The sequence below is a fragment of the Thermogutta hypogea genome (assembly GCF_055386265.1).
Genome location: NZ_AP042425.1, coordinates 4,068,866 through 4,093,495, shown reverse-complemented (window position 1 = coordinate 4,093,495; position 24,630 = coordinate 4,068,866). Strand labels below are relative to the sequence as shown.

The following is a 24,630-nucleotide window of genomic DNA, read 5'->3' as shown; positions in this document are numbered from 1 at the left end:
AGGGGCGGCCGGAACGCTCCGACCCCACCCCACTATATTGTAAATTTCTCCCTCGTAGTATCCGACCCCGGAATGCATTTCTCCCTAGACGGATTTCATGGGAAGGAGTTCGATTCCCACGTCGATCAGGTCGCCCACGAGAGAGGCGCGGTGCTTGACGAAAACCGCGCCGCGAATGGCAAAAAGCATCGGAGAATCGGCCATAGCGTGGAGCGCCCCTGCTGCAATGCGGCCGCCGACCGTTAAAATATAGGGGTTTGACCGGCCGTCTCAGGCCTGCGCCGGGGGTAATCATGGCGAGACAATGGGAATGCGTGGCGATCGTGGGGGTGGGCCTGATTGGCGCATCCATCGGGCAGGCGCTCCTGCGCCGCGGGTCGGCCAAGCGCGTCGTCGGCATCGCCCGGCGGCAGACCACGCTCCGCGCCGCCCGGCGAGTCGGGGCGGTCACGAACACCACCATCGACCCCTACAAAGGTGTCAGCGAGGCGGAATTGGTGGTCGTGTGCACCCCGCCCGACACCGTCGTCGATCTGGTTCGCCGCACCGCGGAGCATTGCCCGGAGGGAACGCTTTTTACCGACGTCGCCAGCACCAAGGCGAAGATCGCGGCGGCGTTGGACGGCACGCTGCCGCGCGGCTGCCGTTTTCTCGGGTCGCATCCGCTGGCCGGCGGCGAGAAGACCGGGCCGAGCTACAGCGATCCCAACCTATTCGAGGGCCGCGTGACCGTCTTGACGCCTACCTCCCAGACCAGCGCCGACGACTTCGACGCATTGGAAGAGTTTTGGTCCTCCTTGGGGTCGGTCGTGATCCAGATGGCGCCGGAGGAGCACGATCGGGCGTTGGCCGAAACCAGCCACTTCCCCCACATGCTCGCCGCACTGTTGGCGGGGATGCTGCCGGAGCCGTATTTCCGCCTGACGGGGACGGGTTTTTTGGATACGACGCGGATCGCGGCCGGCGACGTGGAAATGTGGACGCAAATCTGCATGCAGAATCGGCGGAACTTGTTGGAGGTCTGCCGCAAATTCGGCGAACGTCTTCGTCACTTGGCCTCGGCGCTGGAGAAAGGCGATGCCCCGGCCGTGCAGCAAATCTTGACCCTGGGAAAAAAGAATCGCGATGCTCTGGGAAGTTGACATCTACCCCGCCGAAGGCCGAACCGACCTCACCGCTCAACAAATCCTGCATGACGCCCATGACTTGGGAATTACCGGCCCGTGGCAGACCGCGGCGGGACGCGGCTACCTGATTCAGGGCGACTTTTCCGCCGAGCAAATCGAGCGGCTGGCCGTCGAGCTTCTCGCGGACCCCGTCGTGGAGCGATTCACGGCGGCGCCGGCGGGCGATCCCCGGTTGCTCGCCCCGCCTCGGCCCGGCATGACCCCGATCTACGTCCTGCCCAAGCCCGGCGTCATGGATCCCGTGGCCCTAAGCACCCAGGCGGCCATCCGCGATTTCGGCGGGCAGGCCGAGGCCGTGCGGACGTTTCGCAAGTACTGGGTGGCCGGCCTGGCCGAAGAAGAGCTTGCCCGGCTGTGCGGTAAGATTCTGGCCAACGAGGCCGTGGAGCAGGTCATCCGCGGAAAGCTCCCCTTCGATCGCATCGAACAAGGCGAGCCGTACCGCTTTCGGCTACAGACCGTGCCGATCCGCGCGATGGACGACGCGGCGCTGATGCGGCTCAGTCGCGAGGGGCAGCTCTTCCTGTCGCTCCCGGAGATGCAAACCATTCGCGAGCATTTCCGCACGCTCGAACGCGACCCTACCGACGTGGAGTTGGAGACGCTGGCCCAGACCTGGAGCGAGCATTGCAGCCACAAGACGCTGGCCGGCCGCATCGAATATCGGGACGAGGCGCGCGCGATCCGCTTCCAAAACATGCTCAAGGAGACGATCTTCGCCGCCACGCTGGAGCTGCGTCGGCGCTGGGGTCAAGCGGACTGGTGCGTGAGCGTCTTCGAGGACAACGCCGGCGTGGTCCGCTTCGACGAGAATTACAACGTGGCGTTCAAGGTGGAAACGCATAATCACCCCTCGGCCTTGGAACCCTACGGCGGCGCCAACACCGGCATCGGCGGCGTCATCCGGGATCCCATGGGGACGGGCATGGGGGCCAAGCCGATCTGCAACACGGACGTATTCTGCTTTGCCCCGCCCGACCTCCCTTGGGAGGAAATCCCCGACGGCGTCCTCCATCCCCGCCGGGTGATGAAGGGCGTGGTGGCCGGCGTCCGCGACTACGGCAACCGCATGGGCATTCCCACTATCAACGGGGCCGTCTATTTCGACCGGCGCTACTTGGGCAATCCGCTGGTCTATTGCGGCAACGTGGGCTTGTTACCGCGCGACAAGTCGCACAAGGCGGCCCGGCCGGGCGACCTGATCGTGGCGGTGGGCGGACGGACCGGCCGTGACGGCATCCACGGCGCCACCTTCAGTTCCGCCGAGCTGACCAGCGAAAGCGAATCCCTCTCCGGCGGCGCCGTCCAGATCGGCAATGCCATTACCGAAAAGATGATGCTCGACGTGCTGCTCCAGGCCCGCGATCGCGGATGGTATCACGCCGTCACCGATTGCGGGGCGGGCGGCTTTTCCTCCGCCGTGGGCGAAATGGGGGCCGACATCGGCGCGGAGGTCGATCTGGATCGCGTTCCCCTCAAGTACGCCGGACTCTCCTACTGCGAAATCTGGATCTCCGAAGCGCAAGAACGGATGGTCCTGGCCGTGCCCGACGAGCACTGGCCCGCCCTACGCGAACTCTGCGACTCCGAGGGCGTGGAAGCCACCGTGATCGGGCGATTCGTACCGACGGGAAGGCTCGTGCTCCGGTACGAAGGCCGGCAAGTGGCGGACCTGGACATGGGCTTTCTCCACGACGGCCGACCGCCGGTGGTGCGGCAGGCCGTGTATGCGCCGCCGCCCGAAACGCCCCTGATCCTGGAGGAAACGGCTTCCCGCGGCGGGGATTTCACGGAGGATCTGTCGGCCGTCCTCGGTTCCTGGAACGTGTGCAGCAAGCATGGGATCATTCGCCAATACGACCACGAGGTCCTCGGAGGCAGCGTCGTCAAGCCGTTGGTGGGCGTGTGCGACGACGGGCCGTCCGACGCGGCGGTGCTGCGGCCGGTCCTCGACTCCTATCGCGGTATCGTTCTGGCCTGCGGCATGAATCCGCGGTACGGCGATCTGGACACCTACTGGATGGCGGCGGCGGCCATCGACGAGGCGGTTCGCAACTGCGTCGCCGTGGGAGCCGATCCCGGACGCATCGCCGTCTTGGACAATTTCTGCTGGGGCAACACCGATCGCCCCGAGACGCTCGGCTCCTTGGTCCGCGCGGCCTTGGCCTGCCGCGACGTCGCCCTCGCCCTGGGGACGCCGTTCATCAGCGGAAAAGACAGCCTGAACAACGAGTTTCGCACGGCCGACGGGGAATCGATCGCCATCCCGCCGTCGCTGTTGATCTCGGCCCTGGGACAAATCGACGACGTGCGGACTTGCGTGACGATGGATTGGAAGCGACCCGGCAACCCCATCTACCTGGTCGGCATGACGTATGACGAGCTGGGCGGTTCGCATTGGACGCTGGTTCGCGGATTGCACGGCGGCCGAGTGCCGCGGCATGACGCCGAACGCGCCCGCCGCGTGTTCGCCGCGATCCACCGCGCGATCGTCGCCGGCTGCTTGACGGCGTGCCATGACTTGAGCGAGGGCGGTCTGGCCGTCGCCGCCGCCGAGATGGCGTTTTCCGGCGGTTTCGGGGCGACCTTGAATCTGGATGCCGTGCCGACCGCGGATGCCGCCCTGCCCGCCGTCGCGCGACTCTTCAGCGAGTCGAACAGCCGTTTTCTCTGCGAGGTCCGGCGCGAGCGGGCCGCCGAATTCGAAGCCCTCTTGCAAGACGCCCCCTTCGCCCGATTGGGCGAGGTCGCCGAATCCGACACGTTGGTGTTCGAGTGGAACGGGCGGGAGGTCGTGCGGGCGCCGCTGGACGGGCTGAAGGAGGCCTGGCAGCGCCCCCTCGCCTGGTAAGTATGTGCCGCGCCGGATGACTGATGCGCCCGGCGATCCGCGGCCCGGTCCCACCCGTCAAGACTAGCAATCACCGAGACGAAGCCCATGGCCAGTCCCCGAGTTTTCATCCTGCGAGCCCCCGGGACCAATTGCGATTGGGAGACCGCCTACGCCTTCGAACGGGCGGGAGCCGAGGCCGACCGTGTGCACGTCCGCCGGCTGCTGGAATCGCCGGCCATGCTGCGGGACTATCAAATCTTGTGCATCCCCGGCGGCTTCAGTTACGGCGACGATATCGCGGCGGGGCGAATCCTGGCCGTGCAACTCCGCCGCCGCTTGGGAGCCGTTCTGGAGGAGTTCCACGCCGGCGACAAGCTCATCCTGGGAATCTGCAACGGCTTTCAGGTGCTGCTGAAAGCGGGGCTTCTGCTCCCGCCTGACGAAAACGGGATCGTGCCGGCCACGCTGACCTGGAACGATTCGGGCCGCTACGAGGACCGCTGGGTGCATTTGGAATCGCGGGCCGCGGGACGACCCCGCCCGTGCGTCTTTCTCGACGGCATCGATCGCATGGAACTGCCCGTCGCTCATGCCGAAGGCAAGTTCGTGCCGCGGGACGCGGCGACCTTGTCGCGATTGGAGGCGGACGGGCACTTGGTCCTGCGGTACGCGCCGCCGCCTCACACCCGTTGTTCGAAGACCCCGCAGGCCCGCGGCGACGGCATCCTGCCGTTTCCCTTCAACCCCAACGGATCGGTCGCCGACGTGGCCGGGGTATGCGACGCATCGGGCCGGGTACTGGGGCTGATGCCCCATCCCGAGCGCTTCATCGACGCCGTGCATCACCCTCGTTGGACCCGCGAAACGCCGCCCGATCCGCCCTGCGGCTTGCGCATCTTCCGCAACGCGGTGCGATACTTTGCCTGACGCCGCGGCGGAAACCCCGCGGGCCGCCGGCCGCGGTCGAAACCGCCTCTCGTGATCAGATTGCGAGCCGATTCATGACCGAAACATCGCGAACCGACGCATCCACGACGCTGGCCGATCTTCGCCGATTGGTGGAGCAATTCGTCGCGGCTCGAGATTGGCATCGCTTCCACACACCCAAGAATCTGGCCATGGCGTTGGCGATCGAGGCCGCGGAATTGATGGAGCACTTCCAGTGGCTTACTCCCGAACAGTCGCGGCAGGTGCCCGACCGACCGGACCGGCGGGATGCCGTGGCCGAGGAATTGGCGGATGTGCTGTGTTACGCCTTGGCCATGGCCAACGAGTTGGGAATCGACGTCGCCGCAGCGGTCTTCCAAAAGATGAAGAAAAACGCTGCGAAATACCCGGTGGAGAAATATCAGGGCTATTTCGGGCCGGACGACCCAGCGCTATCCGCGGATCGGTGAATGCCCGCCCCGTAAGCGGCCGCATACATATTCGTCACCGCAGTTTTCAGCTCGGCTGTCCGCATCGGGTTTGAGCATAAGCAAGAACCTCGGACCTCAGCATGAGCCCCCGGGCGTCATCATGAGCCTCGGGCGTAAACATGAGCCTCTGGCGTAAGCATGAGCCTCGGGCGTAAGCCCGAGGTGCCGGCCCCGCCGCCAATCTCCGAATGCACCACCGGTTCGCGGCGATTCCACCGCCGGCGCACGCCGCCGGCTCGTGACGACGTTACCGGCTATCACAGGCGCCGGATGCCGGCGGTTCAGGTCGCGGAGCCGGGATTCCAGCGTTTCACTTCCGGATCAACAGCGCGGCGGGGCCTTTCCACGGCAGAGAGAAGCGGCGGCGCTCTCCGCCCTCCACCGTCTCGGCCGTTCGCCTTTCGTCCGTGAGTGGGTGGATCCAAAGGACGGCCAGGCGGCCGGCGGCCGCCGTGAGATCGACCTCCACCGCTTCGCCTTCAGGCACATAGACCAAATATCGCCGTCCCGGCTCGGCCAAACAATACTTGCTCGATGCGATATCTTCGCTGGAGATCGCGGCCGCCAAATCCAAGTCTTGCGCCACGCTGGCGGCAATTCCCATCGCTTTCCGGATGGGTTCCCAGGATTCCGGCGGAGCCTTGCCCAGTACCCGGTTGTCGTAGGGGTCCATGAATAGGGGATTGTGGCCGCGGAGAAAGCTCCGCCACACCCAATCCGGGTTTCCACCGATACCCCAAAGATGATCCGTGTCGGAGAGGATCACTTTCGTGCCGTCGGCGGGCGGCGGATTGGTGCGATAGTTGTAGCCGTCGGCGGCATCGGGGTTGGGCGAGATCCAATCGGCCGGGCTCTGGAACAGGTCCGCATTCTTTCCGCGCTGCCGAGCGTCACGCGAATACATGAACGTCATTCCCACGGGATGCCGCCGCCCCTTTTCCCCTTCATAGGCGTGGATGAATCGAATCCAATGATACTGCCATTCTTTCGAATACACGCCCGCTTCGTTGATGATTTCATAGAGCACGTTATCCAGATCCTGGACCGTGTCGATCACCTTTCGGACGTACGCCTCTTGTACGCGGAGGACCTGCGTTGAGCGCAGGGTGTGCACGCCGATCCCGCGGCCGTCGCCGCCCGCGTCCCCGTCCATTCCCTGGACGTTGTTCTCGGGATGAAAAGGATGCTGCCGCCAAGCCTGCGGCAGATGCTGGAGTCCCCAACCTTCAAAAAGCATGATCGAGACGTAGATACCGCGATCGCGAGCCGCCTGGACGCGCCGTCGCAAGCGATCGAAGTAATCGCCGTCGAATCGATCCAGATCGAACTTCGGCGCGCCGTCGGCGGCCGTGCCGGGACCCGTCCTCGCCCAAGGATGCGGAGCCGTGGTGAGCACATCGGTCCGGCGTGTGTACTCGGGGGTACTCCCCACGTTCCAGCGCGTCAACTCCCATCGCCACAAGCGAATGAAGTTGTGACCGCGGCGGGTGAGGAATTCGAGATAGGCATCGAAATCGAACGGGGACGACTCGGCCCCCGCCGACATGTCTTGAAAGTTGTTCCAGGTATGGGAACCGGTCAAATAGACCGCGCGATCATCAGCGGTCGCGAAGTAACGTCCGTTAGCGGGATGGACTTTCAACGGACCGCCGCCGGCCGAAGTCGGACCGTGCTCCTCGGCACCCGCCGCCGCACGCGGCAAGGTCGCACCGATCCAAGGCAGGCCCCATCCCGACACAAGGGTTCGTCTCAGAAACGCGCGCCGCTTCATGTCGCACCTCCCATTTCCACCGTATCGATCACGGCTTTACGATCGGCTCGCCGCGTGATTGCCGTCGCGGCATACCGTGCGTACGCAAGCCTATCAGATACGCGGACGTACACCAACTGCCGTCGCGGTTTTAGCTCGGGCATCGGCATCAGCCTCCAGCGCAAGCGGGAACCTCGGGCGTAAGCATGAGCCTCGGGCGTCAGCCCGAGGTGATAGCCGCACCGCCGAACCCCGAATGCACCGCGTGTTCGCGGCCGTTCCACCGCCGGCTCACGCCGGCGGCTCCCTGTTAACCAACTCCTCCTCCTAAACCGGCGGCTTCCCATTAACCAGCTATTCGCCGTCAACCGGCGTTTCGCCGTCAATAAACTATTCCCTATCAACCGCCGACTAACCATCAGTCGGCGGCTCCCGGTCAACCAGCTACTCGCCATCCATCACCGCCGGCTCACGCCGGCGGCTCGCCATCCGCATGATAAGGCTGAAGGCGTCATAGACCAGGCGGTTGACCACGGTGGTGTGGTCCTCTCGCCCCGCTTCCTGCACCCTTCCCTTATATTCCCGCGATGCCCGGATATTTCCGGTATGACCATTCCCGGTACGCCCGTGTTAGTTGCGCTGATTCTCGCCATTGCCCCGTTGAGCCTGGCGAAATCCCGCAGCGTGTTCAGGTGATCCGTCAGCGTCCATTGAACCAGGTCGGCCGTGCGGGTGTCAGTCACAATGATGGCTGCAATTCCATGTGAGGGATGGAAGACCGTGATTCGCACTCACCCTTGGGGACAGGGTGGCGCACGCCGGCGAGCCGGGTGAGGGCAAACGACCCGATTGAGCTTTAGCGAGCCGGTTGAGGGTCAATTTTCCCGCCGGGCGTTAGAGGTAGAGGTGCCGCAGGTGGCCGAGACTCGGGGTCTAGGAGTTGTTGCTACAGAAAACCGGCACAACCTAGCGGCCGAGCCGTACGGGAGTATCCGGCCGGCTGGTGCACGGATCCGAGCGTGCCTGCACCATTGCTACCAAAACCGCCGCGGATTGGCCACTAACGGTCTTTCCGTAATCCATGGCTACTGAAGATGCAACTCTCGCAGCGGACGGTATCCCGCTTTCTGCATCAGTTCATCCCAGTCGGCGGGCAATTTGATTTCCTTGGTCGCGATGCCCGGCCCGCCGGCGAGGACTTGAACCTTGTTTCTGAAAGGATCTCCGCAGACGATGAATTCAATCATGCCCACGGCCGGCACTGTTTCAATCTCTTCCCAACCGGGGAATCGAGGGTACCACGGCGGCAGTTTCTCTTTTTCGCTGTAGCGCAGAGCCCGCCGCAGTTCCTCCTCGAAGGAACGTTGCACTCGGCCAAACGAGCCGTAGACCTGGGAAAAGACCGCTTCGTATGTAATCTTTCGCCCCATTCTCATGATATCTCGCCTCAAGCTACCCTTTGTGTAACCTCCACCGGCGAGGATTTCGGCAACGCCGGGTCCAATCAGCACATAGCGCCGACTTTGTCCCGCAAAGCCGCTGGCAAAGGCCTCTGTGTTGGCGGCGTCATAGGCGATGAGTTGGGTGATTATTTCGGGCTCGGATGTGGCGGGCACAAGATTTCGGCCCCAAACCGTGCTGGTGCCCGCGGTAATGGTATTAGCATTCCTATCAAATCCCTTCTCCACATGGTACGGTTCCCAGCCCCACTGGATCATGGCCTCTTCGTCTTCCGCTAGGACCCACGACATCACCTTGCCAAAGCTACCCATCTGGGTTTCCTTAATCCTTAGCCCTGCGATATTCCTTTCAATGAGGCTCATGGCTCGTCCGATGGCAGCGTTGACGGGATGGGCAATGAGTCCCTGCCCATGATCAATGCCGAGTTGTCTCGCGACCGGCCCATTGACCCAAAAGAAACTTGTGATCGAATGGGTGCTGGCCCCATGACTTCTGTATCGGAAAGCAGGATCACCCATCGCCTGCACCGCGGCAATCAGAATCGGCATGTACTCCGGACGGCAACCGGCCATGACACCATTGGCGGCGATTGTCCAAGGGGTCGCCTTGAGATTTGCCGGCGGCAGGACCGCGATCTCTTCGTGAGCACCATAATCCGTGTATTTGAGAAATTCTTCTATCCGATCCACGGTCGGCGGCGCGATGGATAATCCATCACTCCAGCCGACGGTCGTAAAATAGCGATTAATGTCCTCGAGCGTCCCGGTGAATATGATCTTTCGACTATCAATCTTTTGAACGGATCCTTGTACCGCCGCGATCGATTTTGTCAGCGCATCAATAACCTGAGGAACGAGGATCGTTTTCGATTTCTCGACCAGTTGCGCCTCCGTTTCCAGGTCAAAAGGATCGGGATATACGGCTACTTGGAGCGACGGAATGCCCGAGTATTGGGCCATTGTCCGGGCCTGTTCGTCGAAGCCGGGATTTGTCACCACAACGGCGGGAATGCCCAGTTGCTCGGCCACCACCGTGGCGTAGCATGCGCGGGGCGTGCAAATACCGCAGCCGCCATTTCCCACAATCACGGCGTCGGCGCCCATGGCTTTCAAAGCCGCTCTCAGATTTTCCGCCTCCTGCATCGGCGATCCGGGAAGTTCCGGCAAGGGAGCTAGAGGCATGGAATAGTAGGGGATGATCTTAATGTCGGGAAATCGTTCTTTCAGTTCTTCGGCAATAGCCGGGAGAGTCACATCCGCTTTGAATGCATGATTCCACACCATGCAGATCGTCTTGCCGTTGAGAGTCTCCAGCCTTGGAGCCATGTCCGCCGTCTCGACCACACGCTCCCCCAAGGGACTCACGACCTCGTACACAGGCTCGGCAGCACGCTCTAAGGCCACGATATTCGGCCACCGACCAATGACCATTAGGATTGTCACGAGAAGACAGATTCGCACTGACATGATCATTTGAGAAAACCTCCCAAAACATCCATGTTTCGCGATCGAACTTTTGGACGCCATTTACGACCAGCAGGCGTTACACTTAACCGTAAAACCCCGGCTAGAAGCCCGGAACCTGATGTCGTGACATCATGTTTCTTGAAGATATAACCCATTTCACAACGCCTGGTTTCGATGGTCTCGAAGTCGAAGCAGCTCATCGCCGCTATCCTGAGCGAGCGGGCATCATGGATTCCCTGTCGGGCGGACTCGGTCGTGCGCACTCAGTGACCAATCTCCTGCGATATGTCAATTCTTTGCAGCGACAAAATGGCTCAGAGCTGCTCGCCAACGAAGTTCTCCACACGATCGATTTCGACCGGGCCATGACCGGCGACGCCGTGCCGCTCGATGCGGAGTTGGTCGCCTTCCTGCTGGTGTTCGACTCGCCGTGGAGGCCGGCGATCAGACGCTCAGGCCGCAGGCCGCGAAGGCCGAAGTCGTCCCGGTGACCGACGCCATCGGCAGCGGACTGGAGATGCGCCAGCGCTGGGGCAAAGGGATCGAGATCGAGCGTCGCATCCGGTTGTACGACGGCAAGCCGGCCATCGTCGTCTCGGCCGTGTTGACCAACCGAACGGGCCGCGACGTGACACCGGCCACGGTGAAGATGATCGATCTTTCCGAGCAAGACCGCGGCTGGTGGCACCTGGCAGGCCTGATGCGGGCGCCGGCGACGGTGGGCTACTCGGGAACTTCGAGCCCTTGCCGCCCCGCCCCGGACGAGGAATCGGGGGCCGAAGCGGAGAAGCAATACGGCAGCGACGGCGTGCTGGCCCTCACCCAGCGCGAGTCGGCCGGGGCAATGGCCGTCGGCTCTCTGTCGGCCCAAATGGGTTCGCCGTATGTTCACGCCCGGTTCCGAACCGGCGTCGGGGGTACCTCGCTGGGGGTCACGTTGCGGCTCGGCAGTCGCTTGGCCGACGGCCGGACGATTGCCTTGGATCCCGCGTGGCTCTCGGTTGAAGAGAACCGATTCGAGGCCCTCGAGCGGTACGGTGACGCGGTGGCGGCGATGTCTCCCATGCCCGTCCGAACCGGGGCCAATGCCCTCTGGTGCAGTTGGTATCCGATCCGCATGGGAATTAACGAGGAGATCGTGCTGGCCCACGCCGCGATCGCCGCCAAGCACTTCAAGCCGTTGGGACTGGACGTGATCCAATTGGACCACGGCTGGCAGCGCGGCGACATCTGCGGCGACTGGATTCCCAACGAGCGATTTCCTCACGGTCTGAAGTGGCTTTCCGAGCAACTAAAGACGCGCTACGGCATGAAGCTGGGCCTCTGGATCGCCCCCACGAACGTGGCCCTTACGAGTCAAACGTTCCGTGATCATCCGGAGTGGTTGATGAAGAATGCCGCAGGCGAGCCGGCCTCCATCGGGCGCTGGTACTGGGCGCCCAATCCGGAGATGGCCCTGATCGACGCCTCTCATCCGGCTGCGGAGCAGTGGATTGCAGACACCTTTGCGCGGCTCTCGGCCGAAGGGGTCAGCTATTACAAGATCGATTTCATTGCCGGCTCGCCGTCGCTGCTCCGGGCCATGCAGGCGATTCGCCGGGGTGCGGGACCGAACGCCTGGATCCGATACTGTAACACGCCCTTGCTCAGCAACGTCGGACTAGCCGACAGTTCCTACATCGGGCCCGACACCGGCGATGCCGGGCTTGAAAACTGGTTGGACCTGGAGCGTCAGAACGCCGCCCTGCTGGCGGCGAGTTACTGGGCCGACGGCCGGCTCTATCGCCGCGAGATTTGTGACATGAGCGTGGGAATGAAGGCCGACGTGGAAGAGGCCCGCTTCAAAATGTCGCTGATGACGCTCGGCGGGTGCAGCATTTCTTTCAGCGATGATTTTCGGCTCTTGCAACCCGCCCGCATCCGCATGATGCAGCAATGCCTGCCGCCGGGCAACCCGTTGAGCCGGCCGCTGGATCTGTTCGACCGAGCCAATCCTTCGCTCTGGCACATGAACTGCAAGAACGAGGCCGGCCGGTGGGACGCGGTAAGGCTGTTCAATTTCGAGAACCAACCCCAGGAAAGGACGGTGGAGTTCTCCGCATTGGGACTTCCAAGCGGAACGGAGGTCGTGGTGTTCGAGTTTTGGGAAGAGAAGTACCTCGGCGCGCACAAGGACCGCGTGACCTTAACCCTGGCTCCGGGCACGGCCAGAATCCTCCTCATCCATCCCAAGCCGAAACAGCCGCAAGTGATTGCCACCAACATGCACCTGCTCGGCGGATACCATGAGATCAAGCATCTGGCATGGGACGAAAAACAACTGACTTTGTCCGGCACCTACGAGCGGGCACCCGGACTGGAAGGCAAGGCTTACCTCTACCTTCCCGACGGCTACCGGCCGCTAACGAACTCCCCCGGCCTGCGAGGTCTGCGCAATTTGGTCAAAATCGACGAGAACCTCTGGGTTCAGGAAATCCAGTTCCAGAACGCCCAGGTCGAATGGGCCGTTCCCTTCGAAAGATCGCCTACCCCGTAGGCAACGGCGAGGGGTGCCAGGCCGTTAAGGGGCCCCCGCGCGGCAGGTCGGCCTTTGCAGCACCCCAGGAAAAGAAGGCCTCGCCGCGACTTCGCGTCCCGCCTTGTCACTTGCAATACCACCGCGCCTGTTTCCTAAAAATGATCACAAGTCGCCGTCTTGGCATTCGCCCTGAACGGGCCGCCTCAACGCAAGCAAGCATTTGCCCAGGCGCGGCTTTTGACTTCGACCGTGGTCCTATTCCCTCAACGGTGCGTATCGTCTTGGTACCGGATCGCCTTCTGCCGTTTATCGCGCAGTTCTAATCCCCGGCGAATCTCCGCCTTTACACGCTCGGACCACGGGCCGGATTCGGCCTGCTCTTTCAACCAGGCCAAGCCGGCTTCCGAGATTGGTGCTTCGACGATCACAATTGCGAACGGCCTGCCGGAATCAAGAAGGTGCGGGAGAAACCGCTCATCCCCGTCTTGCCAATCATAAGTCAGGACACGAGGGCGCGCGGCAGGTGCGGGTCGGGCCTGACGGGGCGCCAGGGCGTCCGCCACAAACAGCCGTCTTCGAATCGTTAGGTAGCGATCGCGACAGCCCTCGTCCAATGACTGGATGTATCGAAGTTCCTGCAGCCAACACGCGCGAGACAGCGGGCGAATATCATTGCCAGTGAATTCCATCATCGCGGCCCTGCCGCAGGATTTCTCGAGTGCTCCTGGTAACGCCTTTTCAGCAAGTGCGGTCAATGCACTTGCACCTTTGTAATTGAGCAACAACTGCCAAACCTGCATCTTGGTACGCTCGACGCCTGGATCATCGGGGATGGTAGAGGCCAGCTCCATAAGGAAGTGCCGTGCACGTTCGTCCTGGTAGCTATCGATAGCCAGAAGCGCGACCGCGCGCTTATCCCATCGTGCCCAATGAGTCTCGTACTCCATCAGAGCTGCTTCGCCTGCTTCCAACAAACGCCACCATGATGGATCGACGATTTCTCCATATCCAGTGCCCCCTCGAGCACACAGTTCCGGATGAATGCGGAGAAGGATTTGGAAAGCCAAGCCGGCCAATAAGGCTGAAGCTTCCTTGGACACCCGCTGTTGACCCACTATTACCTGGCGCAAAACATCCTCAAGAATCCGCCGTTCACAATCTGCGTTTGCCACGTCTTCCAGCAGCTCACCAAGACGCACCTGTAGCCAAAAACGCCGGAAGCCATTCGAGACGGAGATCTTGGCGGCTTCCTCCTCCAGTTTCCTCACACGTTCGAGAAGCTTCTCCTTGGTAATGTTTTTCGTACCGTTTGCTCTCGACCCTGCCGCGTCTTTTCCGGCGGCCATCCTGCGGGCAAAATATTCTTGCCGAAGCTGGTGATACCAATCGGACTCTAAAGGCATGGTCGCGTTCTCTTTCGCTTCTGTGTCCACCTGCACTTCGCTTGTATTGTCACCAACCCCAGACCCCGGTTTGGTGCAGCGCGACGTCTCGCGCCGGACGTCCGCGATTCCTGCCATGTCCGGTACCTGCTGTTGATCTGCTACATTTTGACACAGCCCCTCTCGGTAGCTCCCCAACACTAGCAACATTGAGACGGCAAGCAGTTTCGGATAGCAGCTAACGGCAAGATCGGCCAATGAGATTCGTTCCTCAGAGTTCATCCCACCACCTTTCAGACGGAACCTGTCGCAGCACGTTCGTGCCGCAGTGAATCGAGCCCTCGCCGTTGTGATAGGTGCGTTCCTCGCATGACAGCACGTTCGTACACCCAACCACACCAGCAGCCGCGTAAACATAGTCATTGAACCAGTCTTGGCTAACGGTCGGGCCATGGACGTGTGCGACAAACAACGTATCACCGTCCACAACGAGTTGACCACATTATTGGCAAGCGGCAACACACCAGGATACCACGGGCTCATCGCCCGTAATCCCAGAAAAGCTCCGCCCGCCGGATTCCGGCCGCCCTTATTGAGGCTTAGGAGCGATTTCCTCGCTGGGGCTATTTTGCGCAACGACCTTCCATTCAACGTCGGACTGTGAACGTCGGAACACGAAGTGCATGTCATCGGCCTCAAGGTGCACCCACCAGCCGTTGTCTTTCCATACGATTCGAAGTCGCTGGGGGTGTCCAATCGCATCGCTCGGCTTGCTCAACAGTCGGCAAACCGGAATATTTGTGGGAGTGTTACAAAACGGTGCGACTCGCACAATACTCTTTGCGTATGTCAGTGCCGACTGCGGGTCGACAGGAACCCTCCGAGCGGTGTTGATTTCCCAGACACGGATACTCATGCTCCGTCTATTTACATACGCGAAGGCGAGAGTGGTTGCGTCCTTTTCTAACAAAGCAAACGGGCCTACTCCGGATTCGGCCTCTGCGTCCGTGATCCATTCTCTCCATAAGTGATGCATCTCTCCGGAACTCTTCTCCCGAATGCTAAGCCACAAGAAAAGGCCGGCGACGGTCACCCGCCGGGAAACAGGTGCGACTTCATAGGCTTCAAGGGGGCACGGACGGGCGCACAACACCGCCCTGCGTCCGCCGTGCAGGTCTTGCTCACACAAGACTTTTTCCTTATCCCACGTAGCTTGTTGCGCAAAGCTCATTGCATGGTAGCTGACGACGATGGCGACGATCGCCGCGAAACCTGCTAAGGAACCGATGAACCGAAAACGCAACATTGGATGCGGCTCCTTTCTGCCCTGGCGCAAAGGACAACCAACAGTGTCTCAACGTCGGCAGGCCCCAAATCGTTTCTGGAGTTCACCCAGTGTCGAAGTAGCCGAGGGAGAAGATTTTCGGTCTTGGGTGCAGATATCGACCGATTAACACTGCCGTCTCGTATTGTTCCGACGAGTGCCCTAGCGCTTGACGGAAGTTATTATACCAGTCCGTAAAGCTCGTAGCGTCGGTACCTTGGAACGCAACGATATTCTTCCCGGAGATGTAATCATGGTAGCCCCTCCAGCAAAACCGATTGGGCCTCGCTCAGCCGGCGGCCGACCGCCGGGTCGTACCAGCGGTGGAGGTTGTTTTGGAGCTGAGTATCTTGGTCGAACGGCCGGGCGCGTGATGAGAAGCAGAGAATCCACCGCCGGCTCACGCCGGCGGCTCGCCATCGGGGTGACGCGGCCGAAAGCGTCGTAGACCAGGTGGTTGACCACGGTCGTGCTCCCCGTCTGCGGGTCGTACTTGGCGATATCCGGCATGGTGTTTAGGTGGTCCGTCAACAGCAATTGAACCAGGTCCGCCGTGCGGGTGTCAATCACAATGATGGCTGCAATGCCGTGCGAGGGGTGGAAGACCGTGATTCGCACTCACCCCTTGGGGCAGGCTGGCGAGCGTCGGCGAGCCCGGTGAGGGCAATCGGTCGGCCAAGTTCAATTCCGACAACGGTCTACATAAGTCCCCGACGCCCGATTCAATCACGCATACCATCCCCGGTATTCCCCGCGGTCGGCAGACGCGGGTCTCCTTTTGGAATGAATACCCTGACATAATCTATGGGTACATCTACTGGGAAATCCGCCACGGACGGCGGTTTACCTGATATTGCTTCCTCCGCCAGCCAATCACCGTTTTGGCGCACATGGTTCCATAACACAATATGCATCGGCTCATTCCATACTGCACTGAGTATCTGTCCCCGGGTTACAGGCGGCAGACCTTTTTTCGTAAACGCTACATCGGTGAATTGATCAGGCCGTATGGTAAAATACGGTGTGCCCCAGCTTGCAGCACCGCTTTCCCTCCAGTAATACCTCAACTCCTTAGTCTCTCCCGGTAGACTTTCATTATCCCAGTCAACCCTTCCCTCCTGCCATTTTACCGGATTACCCACGTCAATCATGGCCTTGATATTCTTCTGCTGACTCGATTTACTACCAGTCCATGGAAAGTCAGCCTGCCAGCTATGTACGGTCATGTGGGCCAGTATCTGAATGCTATTATTGTTAAGGGTGTTCTCACCGCCGGAACATTCCAAAAAATCAAACTCCTTCCATATCTGTTTACCGTAATCGCCATATATAGCCCTATTAAAGACGGCTTGCATCAGCCAGATCGCAATGAAGCAACCGGGTTTCATCATCGGTCGGAAGCGGATTTCGATACGCGCAGGCGGAGTGATGGAGAAAAGTCCCATGTCAGGTTGTTTCCCTGTTCTCACCTCGGCTCCGTACCGATGGTTATTCGCCGGGCTTGTCATGCAAGCACGCAAATGAAGGGCGCCCTCACTGATAAAAGCGTTTTCCGATAACCAACGCCCACCGTGTGAAATCTGCCATTTACTGGCATCAACTGTTGATCCATCAAACTCATCGTTCCAGTATAAACTCCATCCCTCGGGCACCTCGATGCGTGGATTTCCCTGATTCAATTGTCCGGCAGGACCGGCACCCGCTAGGTCTCTTTCTGGACCCGATATATCACAATTCCGGTTCCGCGCCGCAGCTATAAGGCTGAACCCACAACCGGAAACGAGTGAAGCTTTTAAGAATTTGCGTCGTTGCATTTTCATCATCATCCAGGGCCTTGTTACCGATTCCGGGGACAAGAACAGCTTATGGCCGTTTGAGTCATTTGGGCAAGCGGTCCGGTCTTCGCGGGCAGAGGACGCGGCCGGTTATTCGCTCCGAACGCTCCACAAACGGAACGCTGCTCGAGGGATAGCCCGTTCGCCCGTGTGCTCGGAAATCCGGGAGTTCCGCGTATCAGAAAAACGTCTGCCGCCGAGGATTCCCGCATTGGATAACGTGATGCGGCAGCCGCGGAATGGCCAACTCGCGAATCGGGCCGTACCCGGAGACGACCGAATTTACTCCGGTGTTTTACAGTATTTCAACATCCAGCTCTTGCTGCGGAACTCAACGACGGGCTCCGAGCGGGCGGTCGTGCGGCTACGGCCTTGCGTCGCGTCGAAGAAACGCCGCTTCCTGACGGTCGCGGCTCGGCGTATCAATCCGTCGCGGGTTGGAACATGAACAGATCGCGGGTCGGAATGGGGATTTGTCGCGGCTCGGACAGGCTCTAAAACCCGGGGAGCGGGGTTTGCGGTGGGTGTGGAAAGGTACGCCTGGCAGGATTCGAACCTGCGACCTACGGTTTAGGAAACCGCCGCTCTATCCCCTGAGCTACAGGCGCGCACAACACGGCCGGGGAAGTTGGTATCGCCGCGGGCAAGGCGCCCGGCCGGCCACGTCCACGCGACGCGTCCGAGGATCGGCTCTCCCTCCTCGCCGCCGAATGTTCCCTCCGGCAATTCGGGCCGAACAGCCGGGTCTTCCCTGTCGAACATGCGCCGGCCCTTCGCCCACCGGGCACGTTAAGCGACAATCCACCCCACCCGCGATTCTAACATCTGGGCTGAAAAGGGAAAAGCGACCACGATCGCCCACGCCTTCCTCGCGGTGCGGCCCTTCCACCGGCGGCTGACCTGCGGGACCGGCATCACCACCGGCGCACGCCTGCCGGCGACGCGGTACGCAACCCGCATCACCGGGCGCCGGAACATATCACCATTCGGCATGGCCGGCGGGGAGGGCACGAGTGCGTACATCCCTGCAAGGGCCGCGCACGGGACCATTTGCGCTCCGCCGGCGGGCCGTGCTCGATCGTGGACGCGACCGCCGCTCCCTGTCAACCAAGCATCGTCGGCCACCGACTACGCGCGGCGCCACGGGGCTGAGGCAAGATCCAATTCCGTGCCGAACTCGACGGGACAGTGCAATGCCACGGCGAGTCTTCGCAGGTACTCCGAGCGTGATATCTCGGAGGCGCCCAGGGCCTGTGTCACGGGCGTCACCATCTGGATATCGACCAGGCGGTAGCCCCGGGCTTGCAAGTGATACAGCAAGTGTAGCAGGCCGACCTTGGAGGCTTGGGAGCGGGTGTAGAACATCGACTCGGCGGCGAACAAGCCGGCCAGCGCCACGCCGTACACGCCGCCCACCAACTGCGCGGCGTCCCAGACCTCCACGCTATGGGCGAAGCCCAGGCGGTGCAGCCGGATGTATGCCCGTATCATGGCCGGGGTGATCCAAGTTCCGGCCGCACGATCACCGGCCGAAGCGCAGCCGCGCATCACCGCCGGGAAGTCGCGATCGCAGGTGACTTGGAATCGGCCTTGCCGCAGCAGTCGCAGCAAGCGCCGAGGAACGTGGATGCGGTCGAGTTCGAACACGCCGCGAGGATCGGGCGAAGCCCAGACGATCGGCGATGCCGCGTCGATCGGCCAGGGGAAGATGCCGTGGGCATAGGCATCCAGCAGGATCTCGGGACGGAGGTCACCGCCCACGGCTACCACGCCCTCACGCGTGGCCGTCTCGGCGGGAGGAAAAAAACGCGAAGGCGGCAGTTGCGCTCCGTGCTGGGATTCGCCGCGTCTTGGCATGGTGCATGGATCGGAAACGGGGTTCCGTACGGCTCCGCCGCCCTCGCTCTTGCGTCGCTGTTCAACCCAGGATTTCGAGCTGGATTCCCACGCGTTTGGCCGCGTAAGCCGCCTCTTTCAGGTAATCGCCGTAGACGGTCATCCAGTGGAAGCCCGGCATTCGATCCGCGAGCAGCTTGCTATCGCACTTGAAGGCGATATCGATCTGCGAGCGGCAGATGGGCAGCAGCGGGTGCGCCACGATTTCGCCCAGCAGGCCGACCCAACGCCGCGATTGGAAATCGGGCAGGATGTTCGTCACCACCGTACCGTTGCTCATCTCGACCTTGGGTGCGGCCCCGTAGTCCGACTCGAAGTGCGTCATCACGCGGACCGGCTCGGGGTCCCGGCCGTTCATCTTGCGCGGAGCCGTGCAGTGCGCCAGCGTGATGAGCCCGTGATGCGGATAGGTGGGATCATTGAGGAACGGCGGCTTGCCCGAGATCGAGGCCATCAGGATGCCCGAGGGAATCACCACAAAGTCGGATTCGCAGAAGGCCAGGTAGCCGTCATCGTTGAGGGTGCTCAAGGCCATGCAGGCCGAGGTCTCCGCCACCGGCATGATGGTGCCCATGCAGTGCATGACCGTGATCATCCGGCAATCGGCCTGTTGCATGATCTTGCGGAAGACGTGCTCCAGGAGGTATGCGTTGCAGAGGAAGGCACGATCCGTCTCCATGCTGACGTTGGGGTCGCGGAGGTACTCTTCGGTGCGTTTTTCGGCCAAGGCGACGGCGGCGGCGTCGGCCCGGGCATCCTCGATCATCTTCCTCAGATCCGGATAGGTGACCTCGAGGATTTCCAAGCCCCAAACCTTCTTCACCAGATCGGTGATGACTTGGCTGGGTTGGGCCCAACCTCCGGATCCTCCCACGGCGATGATCCGCGCGTTGCGGGTATTCTTCAGGCCGCACAATGCCCGCAACCGCCACAGGACCTCGTCGTAGTCGTCCACGACCACGTCGTCGTTGTCCATGCCCGGCACCTTCAGCTCGTCGGAATGCTGCCGGAGGAACCGCGGGCTGATGATCTCGTAGTACAGGTACACCGGCCCCGATTTGTGCCGGAGGAAGAAGACGGTGTCTTTCTTCAGGGCCGCGATCTGGTTGAGGTCGCCGTCGCAGGCATAGACCAAGAGGACGTCGGCCTGCTGCACGTCGGGCATGGCGGCCAATTCGCCGGCGTTGCGCGTGGCGGTCAGAGGGGCGATTTCCAGGGGGAAGTCGGCTTTGGACTGTAAGGCCTGCAACTCGCCGTTGATCCGCGCGATCTCGGCCTGGACGTCGTCCTCGGTCTGCACACCGCCCCAGGGTCGCCAACTGGTTTGCGGGGCCTTCTTGTACAATTGATAGAGGAAGACGGGTTTCACTCGCAGCGCCTTGCGGGGCGGGGCGGCGGGCAATTCGGCGGACTGCGACCCGCTCGCCCAGCTCAGCCCGCCGAGCGCCGCGATGCCCAAAGCCGCGCCGCTCATGCCGCCCAAAAACACCCGCCGATCAACCCCCTCGGCGGCATGCGCTGAACCGTGGTCGTGACCGCAAGGGCAACAATGCGTCAAGATCTTCCCCGTCGGCAACGGATGGCGCGAGTCCATGACATTCCCTCCCAATTAAGAGTGCGTTTTCCCCTTCGGCGGACGGTCCCTGCCCGGCCGATGATCCCCTCAGTCAAGCGACATTGTGTCCTCGGCGAGAGCGAATTGCAATCGGCCCAAGCGGCTGGGGACGGCCCGCCGGCAGTAATACGCCGGGGGCTGTCGGCGGTGTTTCGGCGCTACTCACGATGCGTCGCCGGCTTACATCGGTGCCCCCCCGTGACCAGGCGGCGGGGGCGGACGCCTCATGCGGGTTGGGCGACGCCGCGACGGATGCCTTGCCCAATCGCGCCAATTCCCCCAAATCGATCTTTGGAAAAAACCGGCAACAGCTTATCATGCTGCAAGCTCGGCCGACTCTCGTTCCGTTTATGGCGTTTGGCTGCGACGCAACTCAAACAATCCACCGCAGGCATACGATGGAAGCCTTAGAGAGGGGGATCGCTATGAACCGGCGCCGGGTTGCCGAACGCTTCGAGCGGCCTCCGAATCGGTGCCGGCCGGTGAACTTGGCAGGGCCGGCCCCGCTGCCCTTCGAGCACGACCCTCTCCAAGAGGACGGACGCCATTGATCGTATGACCCGACCGACACAACACGCCCTTCGCCGCCGGGCCGATCGCATCTGTCCGGGGCGGTCGCTTTGCGCTCTGGCCGCGTTGTGGCTCTTGGCGTCGGGTTGCACGCTGCCGCCCAGCAACATCGATCCGTCCGGGCAGCGGATTCTCGTACCGCAGACCGGGGAGCCGGCCGGGCCGTACGTCGAGGTCCCTGCCCGCATCGGTCCCGGCGATTGCAGCGAGTTCTCCCTCACGCCCATCGAAACCGCCGCCTCGGTGGGAACCGAGGTGATTCTGGTGGCCGGGGTCCGCGGCCAAGACCAATACATGGTCACCAACAAACGGGTGGAATGGACGTTGGCGGAGACGGGGGTGGGCTATTTCGTCGATTTCAATCGCGCCGGAATCATGGACTATTTGGTGGGCGATTTCACCCGGCCGCGGAAGGTCACCGACCGCTTCGTCATCACCAGCACCACGCGCAATTATCTACGCTTGACCCGGGGGACGGTGACGCCCACCGACGACGTCCTGATCCGCCCCGGCCAGGCATGGGTCAGCGTCACCAGCGCCGTGGAAGGCACGTCCCTAATCAATGTGTACGTGCCTTGCGTGTACGGCTGGGATCGACGCATTCAGACGGCGACCATCCATTGGGTGGACGCCCAGTGGATCTTGCCCGCTCCGGCGATCGTCCCGGCCGGATCGCGCCACAAACTGGTCACCACGGTCACGCGGCAGCGGGACGGCAGCCCGTGTTCGGGTTGGAAGGTCCGGTATGAGATTCTGGACGGCGCGGCCGCGGCCTTCTCCGCCGACAATTCCGGCACCGCCGAAGTCGCCGTGGACTCAGCAGGCCAGGCCGCGGCGGAAATCTATCAGATCCAGCCCTCCACCGGAGTCACCCGCATCGCCGTGCAGATCGTTCGGCCCGGCGACGCCCCGGGGGCATCCGGCCGACAGTTGACCGTCGGCAGCGGCACTGCGATCGTGACCTGGTCCGGCGCGCAACTCAACGTCCGCGTATCCGGACCGAGCACGGCCGCGCCCGGCGCTCAATCGTTCCGGATCGAGGCGAACAACTCCGGCAGTCTGCCGGCCGACGCGGTAAGCGTGAACGTCACATTGCCGGCGGGAGTGACCTATCGCTCCGGCAATCCGGCGCCGAGCGTGTCGGGGAATACCGTCTCGTGGCAGGTGGGCCGCCTCAACAGCGGTGAAACGCGGTATTTCGACCTGGGCGTGGATATCGCCGCGGCGGGGAGCTACTCGATCTGCGCGGCGGCTCAAGGGTCGGGCGGGGTCACGGCCCGACACTGCGCCGCCGTCACCGTGGGAGCGCCGCAAGTGACGATCCAAATCCGCGGGCCGGATCAGGCCGTGGTAGGCCAGGACGTCAACTTCATCATCGACATCACCAATCGCGGTCAGGCGGCGGTGAGCGGACTGCTGGTCCGCGACACGTTCGATGTCGGGCTGCAGCACAGCGTAAGCCAAGGCGCCGTGGAGAGAGATTTTCCCGGCGCCATTCTCCCCGGCGAAACGAAGTCGATCGGCGTCACCTTCCGCGTCGTTCAACCCGGCCGATGGTGCCACACCGTTCAAATCACGGGACCGGGCGGGATTGCCGCGTCGCAGCAGGCCTGCCTCCAAGCCACGGCGGCGGGTACGGCAACGACGCCGGGCGGAGGGGCGACGGCGCCCGGCGGCAACAGCCTTTCCAGCCCCGCGCCCGGGACCGGTTCCGGTACCGCGACACCGGCGCCGAGCTTGCCGTACGCTGGGACGCCGCCTTCGACCACGATGCCCGGCATTACCGCTCCGGCCGCGCCGCCGCCAACGCCAACGCCCTCCGGCGGAGCGCCCGGCGTAGCCTTACCGCCCGCCCCGACCGGAACCGGAACGACGATCACGCCGCCGCCGACCGCGTCCCCGAACGCGGGCATTGGGACGGGCGGCGGTACATCGGGGGGAAGCTCGCCCGGACTGCCGCAACCGCCGTTCGGCGCGGGAACGAGCGGCACTCTTCCCGGCGGCGCGCCTGCCGCGGGCACGGGAGCGGGCGATTCGGGCGGCGCCGGTCCGGAGACCCCATCCGCCGCTTCGCCCGTGGAACTGCGCATTACCGGCCCCTCTCGCCTGGAGCTGGGCGGATTGGGCGTCTTCACCATGGAGGTCACGCACCGCGGCACGACCGCACTCTCCCAGGTCCGTTTGATCTGCGATTTCGACGTCGCTTTCGAGCCGGTTCGGGCGAGCGCCGGGCAACAGGTAGAGGGCGAATCGATCGTGTGGTCGCTGGCGGAACTCGCCCCGGGCCAAACCGTTCGGCGGCAAGTCGAGTTGAAGGCCGTGGCCAGCGCCGCCAACGCCTGTTGTCGGGCGAAGTTGACGGGCACGGCCGGGACCCTGGCCCAATCGAGCGCCTGCGTGCCCGTGCAGCCGGCGGCCCCCGGCGCCGCCACCATTCGCGAACGCCCCACCGCCCCGAAGCTCTCCCTGCGCATCATCGATCGCTACGAACCCATCGCACAGGGCAAGAGCAAAGTCGTGACCCTGCGCGTCACCAACGAGGGAAACCAAGCGGCTCGAAACCTGCTGCTGACCGTCCGATTGCCGGCCGAGCTGCAATGGAACCCCGAGGGGACTTCCGGACCTACCGCGGCGGAACCGCTCGCCTCCGGACGGGTCCGCTTTTCGCCGCTGACGGAATTACCCCCGGGCGAAAGTCGCGACTACGACCTGGCGCTCACCACGCTTGCGGCGGGCGAGGTCGAGATCCTGGCCGAGTTGTCGGCCGACGCATTGCCGGAACCGATCACCGCCGTCCGCAAGACGACGATCATCAAACCGGGAGGATGACCGCCCCGCGGCAAAACCGCGAGGCGAAGAAACGAGAGAAACCGGCCTTGCCGCGGTACGTGATCCTAAAACACGACGCCCCTCGCGGATTGCATTGGGACCTGCTGTTGGAGACGGCCGGGTTGCTGGCCGCCTGGGCCATCGTTCGGTCCCCCGATGAACCGGGCGAAATCCCCGCCGAAAAACTCCCCGATCACCGCCGCGTCTACCTGGAATACGAGGGGCCGATCTCCGGCAACCGCGGGACGGTCACCCGCTGGGACCGAGGCGAGTACCGCATCCTCCGGCGGCGCGAAGGGTTCCTGGAGCTTTCCGTCCGCGGGCGGCGGTGGCACGGCGTCGTTCGCCTCACCCGCTGCGAAGCCGGGCCGGAAGCATGGAGCTGCCGCTACCTCCCGGCATCGGCGGATTTGCCCGGTTGATTCTCGACGATGCACGCCGAGCGAACCTCCGCCGCCGGCTTGCGCCGACGGCTTCCGATCCTTGGATTTCGCGGAAAAACAACGTGGGATTGCCCCGGGCGACGTGGGAAGCCGACACGCCGTG

At 62.7% G+C, this 24,630-nt stretch carries 18 protein-coding genes and 1 tRNA gene; 8 read left to right on the top strand and 11 right to left on the bottom strand.

Annotated features, from left to right (window positions below):
• Nucleotides 1–293: 293 nt before the first annotated feature.
• The 4 genes from ACZ5B4_RS14725 to ACZ5B4_RS14710 all read left to right on the top strand — a co-directional run bounded on the left by ACZ5B4_RS14725 (nucleotide 294) and on the right by ACZ5B4_RS14710 (nucleotide 5,417).
• The gene (locus ACZ5B4_RS14725) at nucleotides 294–1,142 is read left to right on the top strand and encodes a prephenate dehydrogenase (RefSeq protein WP_464911988.1); all 849 of its coding nucleotides are present in this window, start codon (nucleotides 294–296) and stop codon (nucleotides 1,140–1,142) included.
• Nucleotides 1,126–4,038 carry a phosphoribosylformylglycinamidine synthase subunit PurL gene (gene purL / locus ACZ5B4_RS14720; protein WP_464911987.1) on the top strand — a complete coding sequence of 971 codons (2,913 nt, stop codon included), beginning with the start codon at nucleotides 1,126–1,128 and terminating at the stop codon, nucleotides 4,036–4,038. The genes ACZ5B4_RS14725 and purL overlap by 17 nt, the downstream gene beginning before the upstream one ends.
• A gap of 87 nt (nucleotides 4,039–4,125) precedes the next feature.
• Nucleotides 4,126–4,947: a phosphoribosylformylglycinamidine synthase subunit PurQ gene (locus tag ACZ5B4_RS14715; RefSeq protein ID WP_464911986.1), complete on the top strand. Its 822-nt coding sequence runs from the start codon at nucleotides 4,126–4,128 to the stop codon at nucleotides 4,945–4,947.
• Nucleotides 4,948–5,021: 74 nt separating this feature from the next.
• Nucleotides 5,022–5,417 (top strand): nucleotide pyrophosphohydrolase, encoded by a 396-nt coding sequence (locus tag ACZ5B4_RS14710; protein WP_464911985.1) that lies wholly within the window; start codon nucleotides 5,022–5,024, stop codon nucleotides 5,415–5,417.
• Between the two features lie 331 nt (nucleotides 5,418–5,748).
• On the opposite strand, the gene ACZ5B4_RS14705 is transcribed toward ACZ5B4_RS14710, so the two are convergent.
• Entirely contained in the window at nucleotides 5,749–7,209 is a 1,461-nt protein-coding gene (locus ACZ5B4_RS14705; RefSeq protein WP_464911984.1) for a DUF6298 domain-containing protein, read from the bottom strand.
• A gap of 1,064 nt (nucleotides 7,210–8,273) precedes the next feature.
• Complete coding sequence (locus ACZ5B4_RS14700; protein WP_464911983.1) at nucleotides 8,274–10,121, bottom strand: UGSC family (seleno)protein; 1,848 nt, start codon at nucleotides 10,119–10,121, stop codon at nucleotides 8,274–8,276.
• Nucleotides 10,122–10,246: 125 nt separating this feature from the next.
• Here ACZ5B4_RS14700 and ACZ5B4_RS14695 point away from each other — a divergent pair, with 125 nt between their 5' ends.
• Nucleotides 10,247–10,606 carry a hypothetical protein gene (locus ACZ5B4_RS14695; RefSeq protein ID WP_464911982.1) on the top strand — a complete coding sequence of 120 codons (360 nt, stop codon included), beginning with the start codon at nucleotides 10,247–10,249 and terminating at the stop codon, nucleotides 10,604–10,606.
• Nucleotides 10,603–12,651, top strand: a complete 2,049-nt coding sequence (locus tag ACZ5B4_RS14690; protein WP_464911981.1) for an alpha-galactosidase — start codon at nucleotides 10,603–10,605, stop codon at nucleotides 12,649–12,651. Before ACZ5B4_RS14695 ends, ACZ5B4_RS14690 begins: the two co-directional genes overlap by 4 nt.
• Before the next feature lie 245 nt (nucleotides 12,652–12,896).
• Here ACZ5B4_RS14690 and ACZ5B4_RS14685 read toward each other — a convergent pair whose 3' ends face one another.
• The 9 genes from ACZ5B4_RS14685 to ACZ5B4_RS14645 all read right to left on the bottom strand — a co-directional run bounded on the left by ACZ5B4_RS14685 (nucleotide 12,897) and on the right by ACZ5B4_RS14645 (nucleotide 20,664).
• Nucleotides 12,897–14,297: a hypothetical protein gene (locus ACZ5B4_RS14685; RefSeq protein WP_464911980.1), complete on the bottom strand. Its 1,401-nt coding sequence runs from the start codon at nucleotides 14,295–14,297 to the stop codon at nucleotides 12,897–12,899.
• Entirely contained in the window at nucleotides 14,287–14,502 is a 216-nt protein-coding gene (locus ACZ5B4_RS14680; protein ID WP_464911979.1) for a protein-arginine deiminase family protein, read from the bottom strand. Before ACZ5B4_RS14680 ends, ACZ5B4_RS14685 begins: the two co-directional genes overlap by 11 nt.
• A 102-nt stretch (nucleotides 14,503–14,604) precedes the next feature.
• Nucleotides 14,605–15,321, bottom strand: coding sequence for a hypothetical protein (locus tag ACZ5B4_RS14675; protein WP_464911978.1), 717 nt, complete (start codon nucleotides 15,319–15,321; stop codon nucleotides 14,605–14,607).
• Between the two features lie 82 nt (nucleotides 15,322–15,403).
• Nucleotides 15,404–15,586 carry a hypothetical protein gene (locus ACZ5B4_RS14670; protein ID WP_464914033.1) on the bottom strand — a complete coding sequence of 61 codons (183 nt, stop codon included), beginning with the start codon at nucleotides 15,584–15,586 and terminating at the stop codon, nucleotides 15,404–15,406.
• A gap of 4 nt (nucleotides 15,587–15,590) precedes the next feature.
• On the bottom strand, nucleotides 15,591–15,743 hold the full coding sequence (locus tag ACZ5B4_RS14665; protein WP_464911977.1) for a hypothetical protein: 153 nt from the start codon (nucleotides 15,741–15,743) through the stop codon (nucleotides 15,591–15,593).
• Nucleotides 15,744–16,061: 318 nt separating this feature from the next.
• Entirely contained in the window at nucleotides 16,062–17,165 is a 1,104-nt protein-coding gene (locus ACZ5B4_RS14660) for a glycoside hydrolase family 16 protein (protein ID WP_464911976.1), read from the bottom strand.
• A gap of 544 nt (nucleotides 17,166–17,709) precedes the next feature.
• Nucleotides 17,710–17,782, bottom strand: a tRNA-Arg gene (locus ACZ5B4_RS14655).
• A 520-nt stretch (nucleotides 17,783–18,302) separates the two neighbouring features.
• The gene (aat, locus tag ACZ5B4_RS14650) at nucleotides 18,303–19,031 is read right to left on the bottom strand and encodes a leucyl/phenylalanyl-tRNA--protein transferase (RefSeq protein WP_464911975.1); all 729 of its coding nucleotides are present in this window, start codon (nucleotides 19,029–19,031) and stop codon (nucleotides 18,303–18,305) included.
• Between the two features lie 61 nt (nucleotides 19,032–19,092).
• Nucleotides 19,093–20,664 (bottom strand): hypothetical protein, encoded by a 1,572-nt coding sequence (locus ACZ5B4_RS14645; protein ID WP_464911974.1) that lies wholly within the window; start codon nucleotides 20,662–20,664, stop codon nucleotides 19,093–19,095.
• A 576-nt stretch (nucleotides 20,665–21,240) separates the two neighbouring features.
• On the opposite strand from ACZ5B4_RS14645, the gene ACZ5B4_RS14640 reads away from it, so the two are divergent.
• The gene (locus ACZ5B4_RS14640; protein WP_464911973.1) at nucleotides 21,241–24,084 is read left to right on the top strand and encodes a COG1361 family protein; all 2,844 of its coding nucleotides are present in this window, start codon (nucleotides 21,241–21,243) and stop codon (nucleotides 24,082–24,084) included.
• Nucleotides 24,081–24,506: a DNA polymerase ligase N-terminal domain-containing protein gene (locus ACZ5B4_RS14635; protein ID WP_464911972.1), complete on the top strand. Its 426-nt coding sequence runs from the start codon at nucleotides 24,081–24,083 to the stop codon at nucleotides 24,504–24,506. The genes ACZ5B4_RS14640 and ACZ5B4_RS14635 overlap by 4 nt, the downstream gene beginning before the upstream one ends.
• The last annotated feature ends 124 nt before the right edge of the window (nucleotides 24,507–24,630 follow it).